This window comes from Candidatus Pelagibacter sp. HIMB1593, assembly GCF_052047755.1.
Lineage (GTDB): Bacteria > Pseudomonadota > Alphaproteobacteria > Pelagibacterales > Pelagibacteraceae > Pelagibacter.
In genome coordinates, this window is record NZ_JBNAJK010000001.1 from 802,525 (window position 1) to 815,434 (window position 12,910).

Below are 12,910 nucleotides of genomic sequence, written 5' to 3' on the forward strand. Positions count from 1 at the left end.
GTTATAAAATTAAAAATTACAATAATTAATTTAATATTATGAGTGATATAAAAACTATAAATGCTGATGAAGCTTATCAATTGGTTCAAGAAAACAAATGCAATCTAATTGATATTAGAGAATTAAATGAATTAGAACTCACTGGAAGAGTTGAAGGAGCCAAGCATGTACCTATGGGAAATTTAGAAACTCTTCTTGATCCTAATAGTGATGTTTTTAAAAATGGTCAAATTGATATAGATAAAGAAGTAGTTTTGTTTTGTGCTGGAGGAGTTAGATCTGAAATGTCAGTAAAGTCTTTAACTGAAAAAGGCTTTAAAAATATCTCTCACATTGAAGGTGGTTTTGGGTCTATTAGCAATAGTAGTTTCAAAATAGTTTAAATATTTTTAATTTCATCTAAAGCATATTCTAGACGGTCTTGTCCCCAGAATATTTTATTGTTAACTATAAAAGTCGGAGCTCCAAATACTTCTTTTTTAAATGCTTCTTGAGTTAATTCTTTTAATTTATCTTTAATGTCTTGTTTATTAATAGAGTTAAAAAATTCATTTTCTTCAATTTTTAATTTTTTTAATATTATTTTGATATTTGCTTCATTAGATAAATCTTGATCTTCTTTCCAATAAGCCTCAAAAAAACTATTTAAGTACTCTTCTTTTTTATCATACTTAACACAAAGATAACCTCTCATTATACTTAAAGAGTTAATTGGAAATCTAGAATTCCATTTGAAACTTATGCTATTTTTTTTTGCAACTAGCTCACAATCATTTTGCATATTTTTCATTTTAAATTTGTTAAATGCAGGAGCAGTAATACCTGCTAAGTTGTGAAGACCACCTAACAATATTGGCTTTAATTTAAAATCAACATTGTTAATTTTTAAAATTTTTTTATATGCGATGTAAGCGTAAGGACTAATGATATCAAAATAAAAATCTATATGATCACTCATATAGATTTAATTTTTTGGCGTAAAAAATTCTAATTATCCAATAAATAAACAAACCAATAGGACCAATTAAGTATGTAATTATTAAAGGAACTGACATTAAAACTTTATTTACATAGTATTTTTGAGAGTCTTTAACCATCCACCCACCAACAAATAAGTTTATAGCTACAAAATGAGTCCAGAAAAGAGCTAGGTATAGATTATCTTCAAACAGTCGGGATAATTCGACCAAACCAAGATACAAACTAAAATTAGCATCGAAGTCATAACCAACGATGAAAGATCTGTATAAAATGTAAATATAAACCCCACTTAATAATAGAAATGGAAATATAGTGGTTACTACATATCTGCTCAAGTGAGACTGGGGAAATACAATTAAGATGAACCAAAAAGGTATAACTCCTAAATTGATCCACATATAAAGCACATCAATTGTGAAGTAGTTATAAATTTGTTCGATCATATTTATATTATATAAAATCTAACGATGATTCCTATAAGAAATAAGAGAAAAACACTTCAAGTTACTGTTGATGAAATGAGGAATTTTGCGTTTGCCTATGTTGAAAAATATGCACCTTCAAAACAACAACTTAAAACATATTTATTAAAAAAATACATGAAACTCTCTGCAACAGACTCTAGAAAAAAAGATGTAAACAAATTAATTGATATTGTTCTATCTGATCTAGAAAAAAATAAATTTATCAATGATCAATTTTATTCAGAAAGCAAAGCAAAGAGCATGATCCAAAGAGGAAACTCTATAAATAAAATTAGAAATTATTTAATGGGTAAAGGAATTGATGATGGTTTTATTAAGGATACAGTTGAGAAAATAAAAGAAGATAATTCTGATCAGGATTTCTTTTCAGCAATAAAATTATGCAAGAAAAAGAGAATAGGACCAGCAAGAGCAGAAGATAATAGAACTTTGTTTTATAAAAAAGATATTTCTTTACTTGCAAGAAATGGATTTGATTTCGAAACATCCAAAAAAGTGATGGATATTGATAAAAATGAATATGAAAAGATAATTAAATTACTTTAATTTTCTTTTTTTCTCTTCATCAACAAGATGATTTATTTTGTTTCTAATATAATTTTTAACAAAAACAAAAACTAGTAATCCAAAAATTGAGACGGATACTATTATAATTAAAATAATTCTTAATTGCTCATCCATTAAATTATATTTTTACTTTTCAAAATTATACTTGGATTTTTTAAATCTTTCTTACCATATAAAATTTCATTACCATCAAAGTCTCTAACAGATCCTCCTGCATTTTCTAAAATTGCATGTCCTGCTGCAATATCCCATTCATAAGCTCGAGGTTCAGCAACATAACCATCAAACTCACATGCAGCAACAACACAAAATTTTAAAGAACTTTTCATTCTAGTATGTTCTTTTACACCTAAATCATCATAAATTTTTTGTATCTCAGGTTTAATTTTATTGCTGTAAGAAATGAAATTAAGTGGGTCTGTTTTTTTAGACTTTAACTGAGAAAGGTTTATTGTTTCGTTATTAGCAAACTCAAAAGATTTCCCTTTCCCATATGAATAAAACATTCTTTTTTTAGCAGGAGCATTTATTAAACCTGCAACAGGTTTATTATTAATAATTAAACCTGCATTAATAGTAAATTCCTCTAAATTGTTTATGTAATCATAGGTTCCATCTATAGGATCCACCAACCAAAAATCTTTTAATTTAGAATTATCTTTGTTTTCAGAAGTTTCTTCTGAAATAATTGGAATGTCAGGTGTTACTCTTGATATTTCTGAAGATATAAAATTATTTACTTCAATATCACCATTACTCACCGGTGTATTGTCAGATTTAATTTCTTTACTTAATCCTTTTTCTCTAAGCTGAAGAGATAAGTCTCCTGCTGATAAAAAAGTATCAACTAAATCCTCAATAATTTTTTGTAAGTCCATCTTTTATTTACTTATTTTTTTTAATTCTATATTTTTTGCATTTATTACTTTTTTACCTGCATTTTCAAAATTAACAGTAACCTTATCTTTTATGATTGATTGTACTTGTCCAATACCCCAGTCTTTATTCTCAGGATTAGTGACTTTGTCACCTGGTTCATAATCTAAAATCATTTAATTTAACTTATATTGTAAATAAGTATAAATACCACCTAATGAATAAAGAATTAAACTCTATCGGAATTGACAAAAAACCTGAAGATACAACAGTCGTTGTTGCAATGTCTGGTGGAGTAGACTCGTCAACTGTAGCAGGAATTATGAAAAACGAAGGTTACAAAGTTATAGGTATCACTCTTAAACTATATGACGATGGAAAAGAAGTAGCACAATCTAAACAGTGTTGTTCAGGTCAAGATATAATGGATGCAAAACGTGTTGCTCATAAATTAGGTATTGAGCATAAAATTTTATACTATCAAGATAAATTTAAGCAAGGGGTAATAGATAACTTTGTTGATAGTTATTTAAAAGGTGAAACTCCAATTCCATGTGTTCAATGCAATCAAACAGTAAAGTTTAAAGATTTATTTGAAGTTTCAAAAGATCTTAAAGCAGATGCATTAGTTACTGGACATTATGTAAAAAATATCACATCAAACAACATCAATAATATGTACAGAGCAATTGATGAAAATAGAGATCAAAGTTATTTTCTATTCAACACAACTAGAGAGCAATTAGATTATTTAAGATTTCCATTAGGTGGAATGTTAAAAGACAAAACAAGAGAAATTGCTAAAGAGTTAGATTTAAATGTAGCTGATAAACCAGATAGTCAGGATATTTGTTTTGTGCCTAATGGAGATTATGCATCTGTAATTAGAAAATTTAGACCAGACTCTTTTCAAAAAGGAAATATTAAAAATTTAGATGGAAAAGTAATTGGTGTTCATGATGGTATTATTAATTTTACAATTGGACAAAGAAAGGGAATTAAGGTTTCAGATAAAGAAGCTTTATATGTTTTAAAAATAAATTCTGATAAAAATGAAATTATAGTAGGACCCAAAGAAAACCTTGGAAAAAAAGAAATATCTTTAAAAGATTTAAATTTATTAACTGATAAAAAAGACCTTGATCAAAATATATTTGTAAAGGTTAGATCAACAGGCAGTCTTCTTGAGGCAAAAGTACATTTAAAAGATAATAATACTGCAAATGTTCATCTATTAAATCCTGAGGATGGAATATCTCCAGGACAGGCGTGCGTATTCTATAGCAAAGACCAATATGGCCATAGAGTTCTTGGTGGTGGGTGGATTAAAGAATAAAAGAATTATTTCTTCTTATTTTTTCTTTTTGCTCTTCTCTTTTTGGAGCCTTGTTTTCTTCGACCCCTATGTTTCTTCGGATAACTCATTTAGTCCTATTTATTAATTTATTGACGTTTTTTACGGGATATAGCATTGTCTTTTAAACATATCAAATTTTATTATGAGTAATTCTTTTAAAACATTTTTAAAACATACAGCGAAAGACTTTCATAATCAGTCTGTAAATCCACCAATTGTGCGTGCATCAACGATTATTTTCAAATCGATGCAAGATATTAGAAAAACTCAAGAGAAAGCCAAAAAAAATCCGACTGGTGGACATTTTGATTATGGAAGACAAGGAACTTCAACGACTCATATATTGCAACAAATTTTATCTAAACTAGAGGAAAGTTACTTTACTTTTTTAACACCTACCGGATTTGGATCTGTATTTCTTGCAATTTTCAGTGTGACAAGACCTGGTGATGAAATAATTGTTGCTGATACAGTTTACAGTCCAACAAGGTTGCTAACAGAAGATTTTTTAAAAGAATTTAAAATCAAAACAACTTTTTATAATCCTCATGATCTTAAGACATTAGAAAAAGCTATTACAAAAAAAACTAAATTAATTTTTGTAGAAAACCCAGGAAGCAATACATTTGATTTTCAAGATTTAGGTAAAATTATTTCAATTGCAAAAAAACATAAAATTTTAACAGCAATTGATAATACTTGGGGAACTCCTTACTTCTTAAAACCTATTAAACTTGGTTTTGATATGGCAATTGTTTCAGCAACAAAATATTATTCTGGGCACTCTGATGTAATGGGTGGAAGTCTAGCAGTAAATAAAAAAGTTTTTCCTAAAGTTAAAGCAGCAGAAAGAATTACAGGTTTAAGATTAGGACCTGATGATGCTTATATAATTACAAGAGGATTAAGAACTTTAGATGTTAGATTGGATAGGCACAGAGAAAATGCAAAAAAAGTAGCAGAATTTTTATCTAAATTTAAAAATATAAAATTATTGTATCCATACAAAAAAGATTCTTACAATTTTAGAATGTGGAAAAAATATTATTCAGGTGCATCAGGTTTAATGGGTTTAAGAATTAAAGCCAAAAGTGAAAAAGCAGTTGTTAAATTTGTAAATAATTTAAAATTATTTGGACACGGTTACAGTTGGGGAGGGTTTGAAAGTTTAGCTTTACATCAAAATGTTAGAGAACAAGGAAATAGAAGCTATCTTAAATTAGCAAAAAACGAATACATAGTTAGACTGCATATTGGTTTAGAGGATCCTACAGATCTTATAGCTGATATAAAACAAGCTCTCAAAAGTCTTAAATGAGCTCAGAAAATTTTACTATAAGTAAAAAAGCTTTAATTACTCTAATAGCTGCATCGATAGTAGTAATAATTTCTTTAGGTATAAGACAGACTTTTGGTTTGTTTTATTTTGATTTCAATACTGACTTAGATATTTCTATTTCTCATTTTGGATTTGCTATGGGATTGCAGTTATTACTCTGGGGAGTATTTAGTCCATTATTTGGTGTAATTACTGATAAGTATGGAGGAGCAGTTGCAATATTTATTGGTTTTGTTTTTTATTTAGTTGGAGTTTTATTTTTTTATTCTGGATTTAATACCGGAAGTTACTTTACTTTAACTATTGGAGTAATGATAGGGATTGGATTAGGTTCTACTGCAATAGGTATTCCTGTATCAGTTGTAGCTAAGCATTTTCCAGCATCTAATAGAACTATTGCAACAGGTATTGTTACATGCGCAGGTTCTTTTGGATATTTTGTTTCTCCTTTGCTCGTAAGATATTCTTTAGTTGAAACAGGTTGGGAAAATACTCTTTTATACTTTTGTCTTCTTTTAGGAATTGGTTTGGTAGTATCTTTATTTGTTAGCACTCCAAAAATACCAGTTGGTGTTAATAAAGATAACAATCAAACTGCAAGAGAAGCCCTAAGAGAAGCATTTGCAAATAAAAGTTTTATCTATCTTACTTTAGGTTTTTTTGTTTGTGGTTGGCATATAGCTTTAGTAGCAACACATATTCCAACTTATATGGCAGACAAAGGTTTGCCTGACTGGACACCTGCAATGGTACTAGCTTTAATTGGTGTATTTAATATGGCAGGTACAATTACGAGTGGTTATTTAGCAACAAGGTATAGTAAGAAAAAAATATTAAGTGCAATTTACTTATTAAGAGGAGTTTCAATTATTTATTTTATTTTTTTACCACCAAGCATATTTAATTCTGTCATCTTTGGAGTTACTTTTGGATTTTTATGGCTATCTACAGTTCCTCCAACAAATGGAATTGTGGCCCATATATTTGGCACAAAATACGTTGGACTTTTATATGGAATAGTTTTCGTAAGCCATCAAATTGGTTCTTTCTTAGGAGCATATCTAGGTGGTGTATTTTATGAATTAAATGGAAATTTTGACTATGCTTGGTACGGATCTATCGCATTATCATTATTTGCAGGTCTGATACACTTACCTATAGTAGAGAAAGCAATTGAAAGAACACAGCCAGCATAAACTTAAATTCAACCCTTACTTAGAGGATCTGTATCAATCAGATAAGCCTTTAATAATTTATAAAGTAGATGGTGGATACAACATCTATACTGATTTTTCTAAAAAAATCATTTTAACAAAAAAAAATATATATAAATTTCTTAATTCCATCGAGAAAAAAAAGTTTAAAAAAGAAACAGATTTATATCTTGGTTTTTTTGGTTATGAAATTTTATGTAATTTAATTGGTATTAATTTAAAAAATAAAAAAAGAATAAATTTTTATAAAGGAATTTTTTACAAACCTGAGACAATAATTAAAATTAGAAAGGATATTAAAGTTATATCTAATATCAAAAAACACACATTCAATTATCAATTTAATAAAACTCAAATACTAAGTCCTTTCAAGATTAATATTTCTTATGCAAAATATAGAAAAATATTTGAATTATTTTCAAAAAAAATAAGACAAGGAGAAACTTATCAAATTAAAATTTGTACAAAATATAAGAATAAATCTTTAATCAATCCTGTTAATTTTTTTTGGAAATTAATGCGTGTCAATTCTTCACCAGAGTCATTTATGATTAAAGATAAGGATTATTCTATAGTAAGCTGTTCTCCTGAAACATTAATAGATAAGAAAAAAAATAAAATAATCACCAAACCAATAGCTGGTACCTTTAAGAAAAAATTATTATCAAATAAAAGTATAGCTCTTAGGTATTTTAAAAATAATGAGAAAGAAACCAAAGAACACAACATGATAGTTGATATGGAAAGAAGTGATTTATCCAAAATTTGCAAACCCGGAAGTGTAAAAATACTTAAAAAAAAATATGTCGAGGAATATAAGCATCTTTTTCATTATGTGACTTCAATTGGTGGAATATTAAATAAAAATACTAAATTGATTGATATTATTAAAGCAATGATGCCAGGTGGATCTGTAATTGGTTGTCCTAAAATTAGGACTTTAGAACTTTTAAATAATCAAGAAAAAGAAAGTAGAAATATTTTTACTGGGAGTTTTGGATTTATTAAATTTAATCAAGACATGAAGTTTAATATTATAATCAGATCTATATTAAATTATAAAAATCAATCAGAGATTTCAGCTGCGTCTGGAGTAGTGCTGGATAGCTCGCCAAAAAAAGAATTTAACGAAAATTATATTAAAGCAAAATCTTTATTGGAGTTATTTAAATGATTTACATAATTGATCATCAAGACTCTTTCACATGGAATGTTGTTCATCAATTTGCAAAGTTTGATAAAGTAAATTGCTCAAACTATTATGAAGTTAATGAAAGATTGCTAGATAAAAGTGATGTGATTGTTTTATCTCCAGGACCTGGATCACCAAAAGATTATCCCACTACCTCAAAAATCTATAAAAAATATAAAGGAAAGAAAAAAATTATTGGTATTTGTCTTGGATATCAAATGATTTTACATAATGAGGGTGGCAAAATAATACAACAGAAAAAAATTTACCATGGTTTTCAATCTAAAATAAAAACAAATAATCAAAGTAAAATTTTTAAACATAATCAACAGTTTAAAGTGGGAAGATATCATTCATTAAAATTAATGGAGCCATTTAAATCAAATTCTATTAAAATAACTATGAGATGTAGTAAAACAAAAATACCAATGGGCCTTGAGGATAATCAAAACAAAATATATGGATTTCAATTTCATCCAGAATCTTTTTTAACAGAAAATGGTAACACTCTTATTAAAAAAATCTTATCAGCTAAGTAATCTTAAAGAAGTTGCATTTAAAGATCTTTGGGGATCCAGAGGTGTATTTACAACAATGCGAATGGTTGGAAAACCTTCCAAGCTAATATTGTTAAAACCACATATTGAAAATTTAATTAAATCTACAAAAAAATATGAAATTACAAAAAAAAACTTAAAGAATATTATTTTAGATCTAATTAAGAAAAATACACTCTACAAAGGTCCTGACAATTTATTTCGAATTGCTTTAAATAAAAAACTAATATCTGTATCTATAAGAAAAAGACCAAAACTTAAAAAAAATTTTAGTCTTTTATTATTTAAATATAAAAGAGTTGAGCCAAATTATAAAAATCTTTATTACAAAAAAATTTTAGCAAAACTTAATAAGGTTGACTCATCTAAATTTGATATTGCTTTAGTTGCAAACAATAAAATTTTAGAAACTGGTACTTCAAATTTAGTCTTTGTTAAAAAAGGAAAAATATTTTCTCCAAAAAAAAATTGTTATTTTGGAAATACACTTAAATTTATAAGTAAAAAAGTTAAAATTAATTTTAAAGATATATCAATCAAAGAAATTAACGATTTTGAAGAAATTATTCTTATTGGATCAGGAAAGGGAGTTACATCAGTGTCAAAAATAGATGAATTGAAATGGAAAAGTAGAAATAATATTTCCTTTAATAAACTTAGCAATATATATAATACTCTTATTTAAACATGAGAGATCCAAACAATCCTTGTTTATTCTGTGATTCAAAAAAAAGTGGTATTGCTCACGAAAATGATCTTGCTTATGCAAGTTACGACTCTTATCCTGTTTCTGATCATCACTGTTTAATAATTCCAAAGCGACATATTAAAGACTATTTTGACATGACTAATGATGAGTTGATTGCATGCAATGATTTATTGCAAATGATTAAAAATGAGATTTTAGAAAAAGATAATACTGTAAAAGGGTTTAACATTGGCACAAATGCTGGAAAAATTGCAGGTCAATCTATACTGCATTGTCATATACATTTGATACCAAGAAGAGAAGGTGACGTAGATAACCCCCAGGGTGGGGTAAGATCAGTAATACCCAACAAACAACATTACAAACGTAAACCGTAAGTTGTTATTAATGACAATAATGACCAATAGTTTTGGTTGAACTCTTTATTTAACTAGATTAGAAAATCTCAAACTAACTTTATAAATAATTAAAAATTATGTTATCTACAAATCCTTTTTCAATATTAGCTGAAACTATTTCACCTTTTGCAATGCAAAGCTTCATAATTGCTATGGTAATTTTGATTGCAGCTGGAACAATTATACAGATGATTGTTCACAAAAATGTTACTTATTTTTTTAACAATGCAAAAAAAGCAAAAGCAAATGCTGTTAAGGAATTGAGTTCAGGAGAAAGAGCTTCAATTATCGCAAAGACAACAGTTTATGATATCGGCACAACTGCAGAACTTGGATTTGGAAAAAGAAGACTTGCACATGTTCTTGGTATGTACGGGACAATATTATTTTGGGTTGCATCAGCAGTACTAGTATTCTGTTATACAGGAGCTGATAAACCAACTTCATCTACATGGTCAATGATTTGGCATGTAGGAGCAATACTTACATGTATCGGTGGATATTGGTTCTGGTTTTTCTTAAGAGTAGATGTATCTGCGGAAGCGCATCCTTGGTACAGAATAATTAAAGCTGATTTATTTGTTTTAGCTTTATTAGCTTGTTCGACTTTTGGTTTGTTGTGGTCTTACACACAATCTAATGGTCAAGCAGGTTTATCTTATTTATTTTTGACTTTATTTGTTCTTTCAAATTTAGTTTTATTTGGAGGAGTTTATTGGTCTAAATTTGCACACATGTTTTATAAACCTGGTGCAGCAATACAAAAAAACTTAGCAGAAGCAGATGGTTCTCGAGATAACTTACCACCTCCTGCTGATGCGCCTGAACAGTTTGGTTTAGGTATTAAAAGAGAACAACCTAAACACTATTAATATGATGAAATTAAAAAAGGAGAATAAATAATTATGTCAACTTTCGTATACATGACAAGATGTGATGGCTGTGGTCACTGTGTGGATATTTGTCCATCAGATATTATGCACATAGATGAAAATATCAGACGTGCAAAAAATATTGAACCTAACTTTTGTTGGGAATGTTATTCATGTGTAAAGGCATGCCCAAATCATGCAATTGATGTGAGAGGTTATGCTGATTTTGCTCCTATGGGTCATAGCGTTAGAGTTAGAAGAGAAGAAGAAAAAGGAACAATCTCATGGAAGATCAAATTTAGAAATGGAACAGAGAAAAACTTTGTTTCTCCAATTACTACAAAACCATGGGGTAAATTTATTCCAAAACTTGCAGAAGGTGACAAACCAAACCAAGGTGAGATTAATTCACAAAGACTTTACACTGAGCCAGAAGGTTTAAATATTGATGGTGAATTACCATCAGTTCCAAAGGAGTCGTTTAAAAAAGGAGTTTACTACTAATGGCTAGACATAAGACACATTACGAGGATTGCGATATATTAGTTGTTGGTGGTGGTATGGCAGGAACAGGCGCTACGTTCGAAGCTAGACACTGGGGAAGAGATATGAAAATTGTTTGCGTAGAAAAAGCAAACATAGATAGAAGTGGAGCTGTTGCTCAAGGTCTTTATGCAATCAATTGTTACATGGGAATGCAATGGGGAGAAAATCAACCTGAAGACCATGTTAGATATGCAAGAAATGACTTAATGGGAATGGTTAGAGAAGATTTAGGTTACGACATGGCTAGACACGTAGACTCTACTGTTCACATGTTTGATGAATGGGGTCTTCCAATGATGAAAAATGAACAAACTGGAAGATATTTAAGAGAAGGTAAATGGCAGATCATGATCCATGGTGAAAGTTACAAACCTATTGTTGCTGAGGCGGCAAAAAAATCTGCTGATAAAATTTACAATAGAATAATGATCACTCATTTACTTATGGATGAGTCTCAAGATAATAGAATTGGTGGAGCCGTTGGCTTCAACATGAGAACAGGTGATTTTCATGTTTTTAGAGCAAAAGCTGTAATAGTTGCAGCTGGTGGTGCTTCTCATATCTTCAAACCAAGAGCAGTTGGAGAAGGAATGGGTAGAACTTGGTACGCTCCTTGGAGTAACGGTTCAGCATATGCTCTTCCGATTGCTGCTGGAGCTAAAATGACACAAATGGAAAATAGAATTGTGTTATGTAGATTTAAAGATGGTTATGGTCCTGTTGGAGCTTATTTCTTGCACTTAAAAACATATACTCAGAACGCTAATGGGGAAAATTATGAGAAGAAATGGTATGATCAAACCAAAGAGTTAGTTGGCGAATATATTGATCATCACCCAACACCTACTTGTTTAAGAAATCATGCTTTCATTCAAGAAGTTGCTGCTGGCGGTGGGCCAATTCATATGGTTACAACTGAAGCTTTCCAAGATCCACATTTAGAAACAGTTGGTTGGGAGAATTTCTTAGGTATGACTGTTGGTCAAGCTGTAGTATGGGCGTCTCAAAACATTGATCCTAAATACACAAATCCTGAATTAACAACTTCAGAACCTTATGTAATGGGTTCACACGCTACTTGTTCAGGAGCTTGGGTAAGCGGTCCTGAAGATTTATCTCCACCAGAATATTTCTGGGGTTATAACAGAATGCTTACAATTGATGGTTTATTTGGTGCTGGAGACACTGTGGGTGGAAGTGCTCATAAGTTTTCATCTGGATCTTTCACGGAAGGTCGATTAGCTGCTAAAGCTGCTGTTAAGTATATCGAAGATAAAAAAGCTGAAGGAGTAAAGGTTTCAGACAAACAATGTGAGGATTTCAAAGCTATGGTTTACAAACCACTTGTAAACTTCACTGTTGCACAAAACGAAATCACTGGTGGAACTGTTTCTCCTAGCTATATATCACCAATCCAAGGTCTACAAAGACTACAGAAGATTATGGATGAATATGTAGGTGGAATTACATCTAATTATATGACTAATGGCAATATGTTGAAAAGAGGCCTTGAATTACTTGAATGGCTTCAAGAAGATCTTGAGCATGTTGGTGCTGAGGATTATCACCAATTGATGAGAGCTTGGGAGTTGAAACATAGAGCTTTAACTTCTCAGTGTGTAACTGAACATACTTTATTTAGAGAAGAAACTAGATGGCCAGGATACTATTATAGAGGAGATCATATGAAACTTGATGATGATAATTGGCATTGTCTGACAGTTTCTAGAAGAGATCCAAAAACTGGTAAATTTAGTATGGAGAAGGTTCCGGTCTACCACATCGTGGATGAGAACGAGAAGAAAAAAGCTTCTTAA

The 12,910-nt window shown here is 29.6% G+C and carries 17 protein-coding genes; 12 read left to right on the forward strand and 5 right to left on the reverse strand.

Annotation, left to right across the window (positions count from 1 at the left end; translation table 11 throughout):
* Nucleotides 1-38 precede the first annotated feature (38 nt).
* Nucleotides 39-383: a rhodanese-like domain-containing protein gene (locus ACTTA0_RS04150; protein WP_440676199.1), complete on the forward strand. Its 345-nt coding sequence runs from the start codon at nt 39-41 to the stop codon at nt 381-383.
* On the opposite strand, the gene ACTTA0_RS04155 is transcribed toward ACTTA0_RS04150, so the two are convergent.
* Together ACTTA0_RS04155 and ACTTA0_RS04160 are read right to left on the reverse strand one after the other, a co-directional pair.
* A complete protein-coding gene (locus ACTTA0_RS04155) occupies nt 380-958 on the reverse strand; it encodes a 2-hydroxychromene-2-carboxylate isomerase (protein WP_440676200.1) in 579 nt (192 codons plus the stop codon). The two genes, ACTTA0_RS04150 and ACTTA0_RS04155, sit on opposite strands and share 4 nt — an antisense overlap.
* Nucleotides 951-1,424, reverse strand: a complete 474-nt coding sequence (locus ACTTA0_RS04160) for an ABA4-like family protein (protein ID WP_440676201.1) — start codon at nt 1,422-1,424, stop codon at nt 951-953. The genes ACTTA0_RS04155 and ACTTA0_RS04160 overlap by 8 nt, the downstream gene beginning before the upstream one ends.
* Nucleotides 1,425-1,448: 24 nt before the next feature.
* Here ACTTA0_RS04160 and ACTTA0_RS04165 point away from each other — a divergent pair, with 24 nt between their 5' ends.
* Complete coding sequence (locus ACTTA0_RS04165; protein ID WP_262589365.1) at nt 1,449-2,012, forward strand: regulatory protein RecX; 564 nt, start codon at nt 1,449-1,451, stop codon at nt 2,010-2,012.
* Here the strand turns inward: ACTTA0_RS04165 and ACTTA0_RS04170 are convergent.
* From ACTTA0_RS04170 to ACTTA0_RS04180, 3 genes are read right to left on the reverse strand one after another with little or no spacing between them, the layout of a single operon-like run.
* Nucleotides 2,004-2,147, reverse strand: a complete 144-nt coding sequence (locus ACTTA0_RS04170) for a hypothetical protein (protein WP_179850440.1) — start codon at nt 2,145-2,147, stop codon at nt 2,004-2,006. The genes ACTTA0_RS04165 and ACTTA0_RS04170 overlap by 9 nt on opposite strands.
* Nucleotides 2,147-2,911: a 3'(2'),5'-bisphosphate nucleotidase CysQ family protein gene (locus tag ACTTA0_RS04175; protein ID WP_440676202.1), complete on the reverse strand. Its 765-nt coding sequence runs from the start codon at nt 2,909-2,911 to the stop codon at nt 2,147-2,149. The genes ACTTA0_RS04170 and ACTTA0_RS04175 overlap by 1 nt, the downstream gene beginning before the upstream one ends.
* Before the next feature lie 3 nt (nt 2,912-2,914).
* The gene (locus ACTTA0_RS04180) at nt 2,915-3,085 is read right to left on the reverse strand and encodes a DUF3553 domain-containing protein (protein ID WP_440676203.1); all 171 of its coding nucleotides are present in this window, start codon (nt 3,083-3,085) and stop codon (nt 2,915-2,917) included.
* A gap of 41 nt (nt 3,086-3,126) precedes the next feature.
* Between ACTTA0_RS04180 and mnmA the strand changes: the two genes are divergently transcribed.
* From mnmA to aprA, 10 genes are all read left to right on the forward strand, one after another.
* Nucleotides 3,127-4,245, forward strand: coding sequence for a tRNA 2-thiouridine(34) synthase MnmA (mnmA, locus tag ACTTA0_RS04185; protein WP_440676204.1), 1,119 nt, complete (start codon nt 3,127-3,129; stop codon nt 4,243-4,245).
* Nucleotides 4,246-4,408: 163 nt separating this feature from the next.
* Entirely contained in the window at nt 4,409-5,584 is a 1,176-nt protein-coding gene (locus tag ACTTA0_RS04190) for a trans-sulfuration enzyme family protein (protein ID WP_440676205.1), read from the forward strand.
* On the forward strand, nt 5,581-6,801 hold the full coding sequence (locus ACTTA0_RS04195) for an MFS transporter (protein WP_440676206.1): 1,221 nt from the start codon (nt 5,581-5,583) through the stop codon (nt 6,799-6,801). Before ACTTA0_RS04190 ends, ACTTA0_RS04195 begins: the two co-directional genes overlap by 4 nt.
* On the forward strand, nt 6,779-7,993 hold the full coding sequence (locus ACTTA0_RS04200; RefSeq protein WP_440676207.1) for a chorismate-binding protein: 1,215 nt from the start codon (nt 6,779-6,781) through the stop codon (nt 7,991-7,993). Before ACTTA0_RS04195 ends, ACTTA0_RS04200 begins: the two co-directional genes overlap by 23 nt.
* On the forward strand, nt 7,990-8,550 hold the full coding sequence (locus ACTTA0_RS04205; RefSeq protein ID WP_440676208.1) for an aminodeoxychorismate/anthranilate synthase component II: 561 nt from the start codon (nt 7,990-7,992) through the stop codon (nt 8,548-8,550). Before ACTTA0_RS04200 ends, ACTTA0_RS04205 begins: the two co-directional genes overlap by 4 nt.
* Nucleotides 8,510-9,253 (forward strand): aminotransferase class IV, encoded by a 744-nt coding sequence (locus ACTTA0_RS04210; protein ID WP_440676209.1) that lies wholly within the window; start codon nt 8,510-8,512, stop codon nt 9,251-9,253. Before ACTTA0_RS04205 ends, ACTTA0_RS04210 begins: the two co-directional genes overlap by 41 nt.
* A gap of 2 nt (nt 9,254-9,255) precedes the next feature.
* Entirely contained in the window at nt 9,256-9,654 is a 399-nt protein-coding gene (locus ACTTA0_RS04215) for an HIT family protein (RefSeq protein WP_440676210.1), read from the forward strand.
* 98 nt (nt 9,655-9,752) lie between these two features.
* Nucleotides 9,753-10,547 carry an adenylyl-sulfate reductase gene (locus ACTTA0_RS04220; RefSeq protein ID WP_440676211.1) on the forward strand — a complete coding sequence of 265 codons (795 nt, stop codon included), beginning with the start codon at nt 9,753-9,755 and terminating at the stop codon, nt 10,545-10,547.
* 33 nt (nt 10,548-10,580) lie between these two features.
* Nucleotides 10,581-11,051: an adenylyl-sulfate reductase subunit beta gene (aprB, locus tag ACTTA0_RS04225; RefSeq protein WP_075506608.1), complete on the forward strand. Its 471-nt coding sequence runs from the start codon at nt 10,581-10,583 to the stop codon at nt 11,049-11,051.
* Nucleotides 11,051-12,910 (forward strand): adenylyl-sulfate reductase subunit alpha, encoded by a 1,860-nt coding sequence (gene aprA / locus ACTTA0_RS04230; RefSeq protein WP_440676212.1) that lies wholly within the window; start codon nt 11,051-11,053, stop codon nt 12,908-12,910. The genes aprB and aprA overlap by 1 nt, the downstream gene beginning before the upstream one ends.

Coding starts and splice junctions, on each gene's coding strand:
- ACTTA0_RS04205 (WP_440676208.1), top strand. CDS start 7,990: ATGATTTACATAATTGATCATCAAGACTCTTTCACATGGAATGTTGTT.
- ACTTA0_RS04150 (WP_440676199.1), top strand. CDS start 39: ATGAGTGATATAAAAACTATAAATGCTGATGAAGCTTATCAATTGGTT.
- ACTTA0_RS04170 (WP_179850440.1), bottom strand. CDS start 2,147: ATGGATGAGCAATTAAGAATTATTTTAATTATAATAGTATCCGTCTCA.
- ACTTA0_RS04215 (WP_440676210.1), top strand. CDS start 9,256: ATGAGAGATCCAAACAATCCTTGTTTATTCTGTGATTCAAAAAAAAGT.
- aprA (WP_440676212.1), top strand. CDS start 11,051: ATGGCTAGACATAAGACACATTACGAGGATTGCGATATATTAGTTGTT.
- aprB (WP_075506608.1), top strand. CDS start 10,581: ATGTCAACTTTCGTATACATGACAAGATGTGATGGCTGTGGTCACTGT.
- ACTTA0_RS04175 (WP_440676202.1), bottom strand. CDS start 2,911: ATGGACTTACAAAAAATTATTGAGGATTTAGTTGATACTTTTTTATCA.
- ACTTA0_RS04210 (WP_440676209.1), top strand. CDS start 8,510: ATGGTAACACTCTTATTAAAAAAATCTTATCAGCTAAGTAATCTTAAA.
- ACTTA0_RS04155 (WP_440676200.1), bottom strand. CDS start 958: ATGAGTGATCATATAGATTTTTATTTTGATATCATTAGTCCTTACGCT.
- ACTTA0_RS04180 (WP_440676203.1), bottom strand. CDS start 3,085: ATGATTTTAGATTATGAACCAGGTGACAAAGTCACTAATCCTGAGAAT.
- ACTTA0_RS04160 (WP_440676201.1), bottom strand. CDS start 1,424: ATGATCGAACAAATTTATAACTACTTCACAATTGATGTGCTTTATATG.
- ACTTA0_RS04195 (WP_440676206.1), top strand. CDS start 5,581: ATGAGCTCAGAAAATTTTACTATAAGTAAAAAAGCTTTAATTACTCTA.
- ACTTA0_RS04220 (WP_440676211.1), top strand. CDS start 9,753: ATGTTATCTACAAATCCTTTTTCAATATTAGCTGAAACTATTTCACCT.
- ACTTA0_RS04165 (WP_262589365.1), top strand. CDS start 1,449: ATGATTCCTATAAGAAATAAGAGAAAAACACTTCAAGTTACTGTTGAT.
- ACTTA0_RS04190 (WP_440676205.1), top strand. CDS start 4,409: ATGAGTAATTCTTTTAAAACATTTTTAAAACATACAGCGAAAGACTTT.
- mnmA (WP_440676204.1), top strand. CDS start 3,127: ATGAATAAAGAATTAAACTCTATCGGAATTGACAAAAAACCTGAAGAT.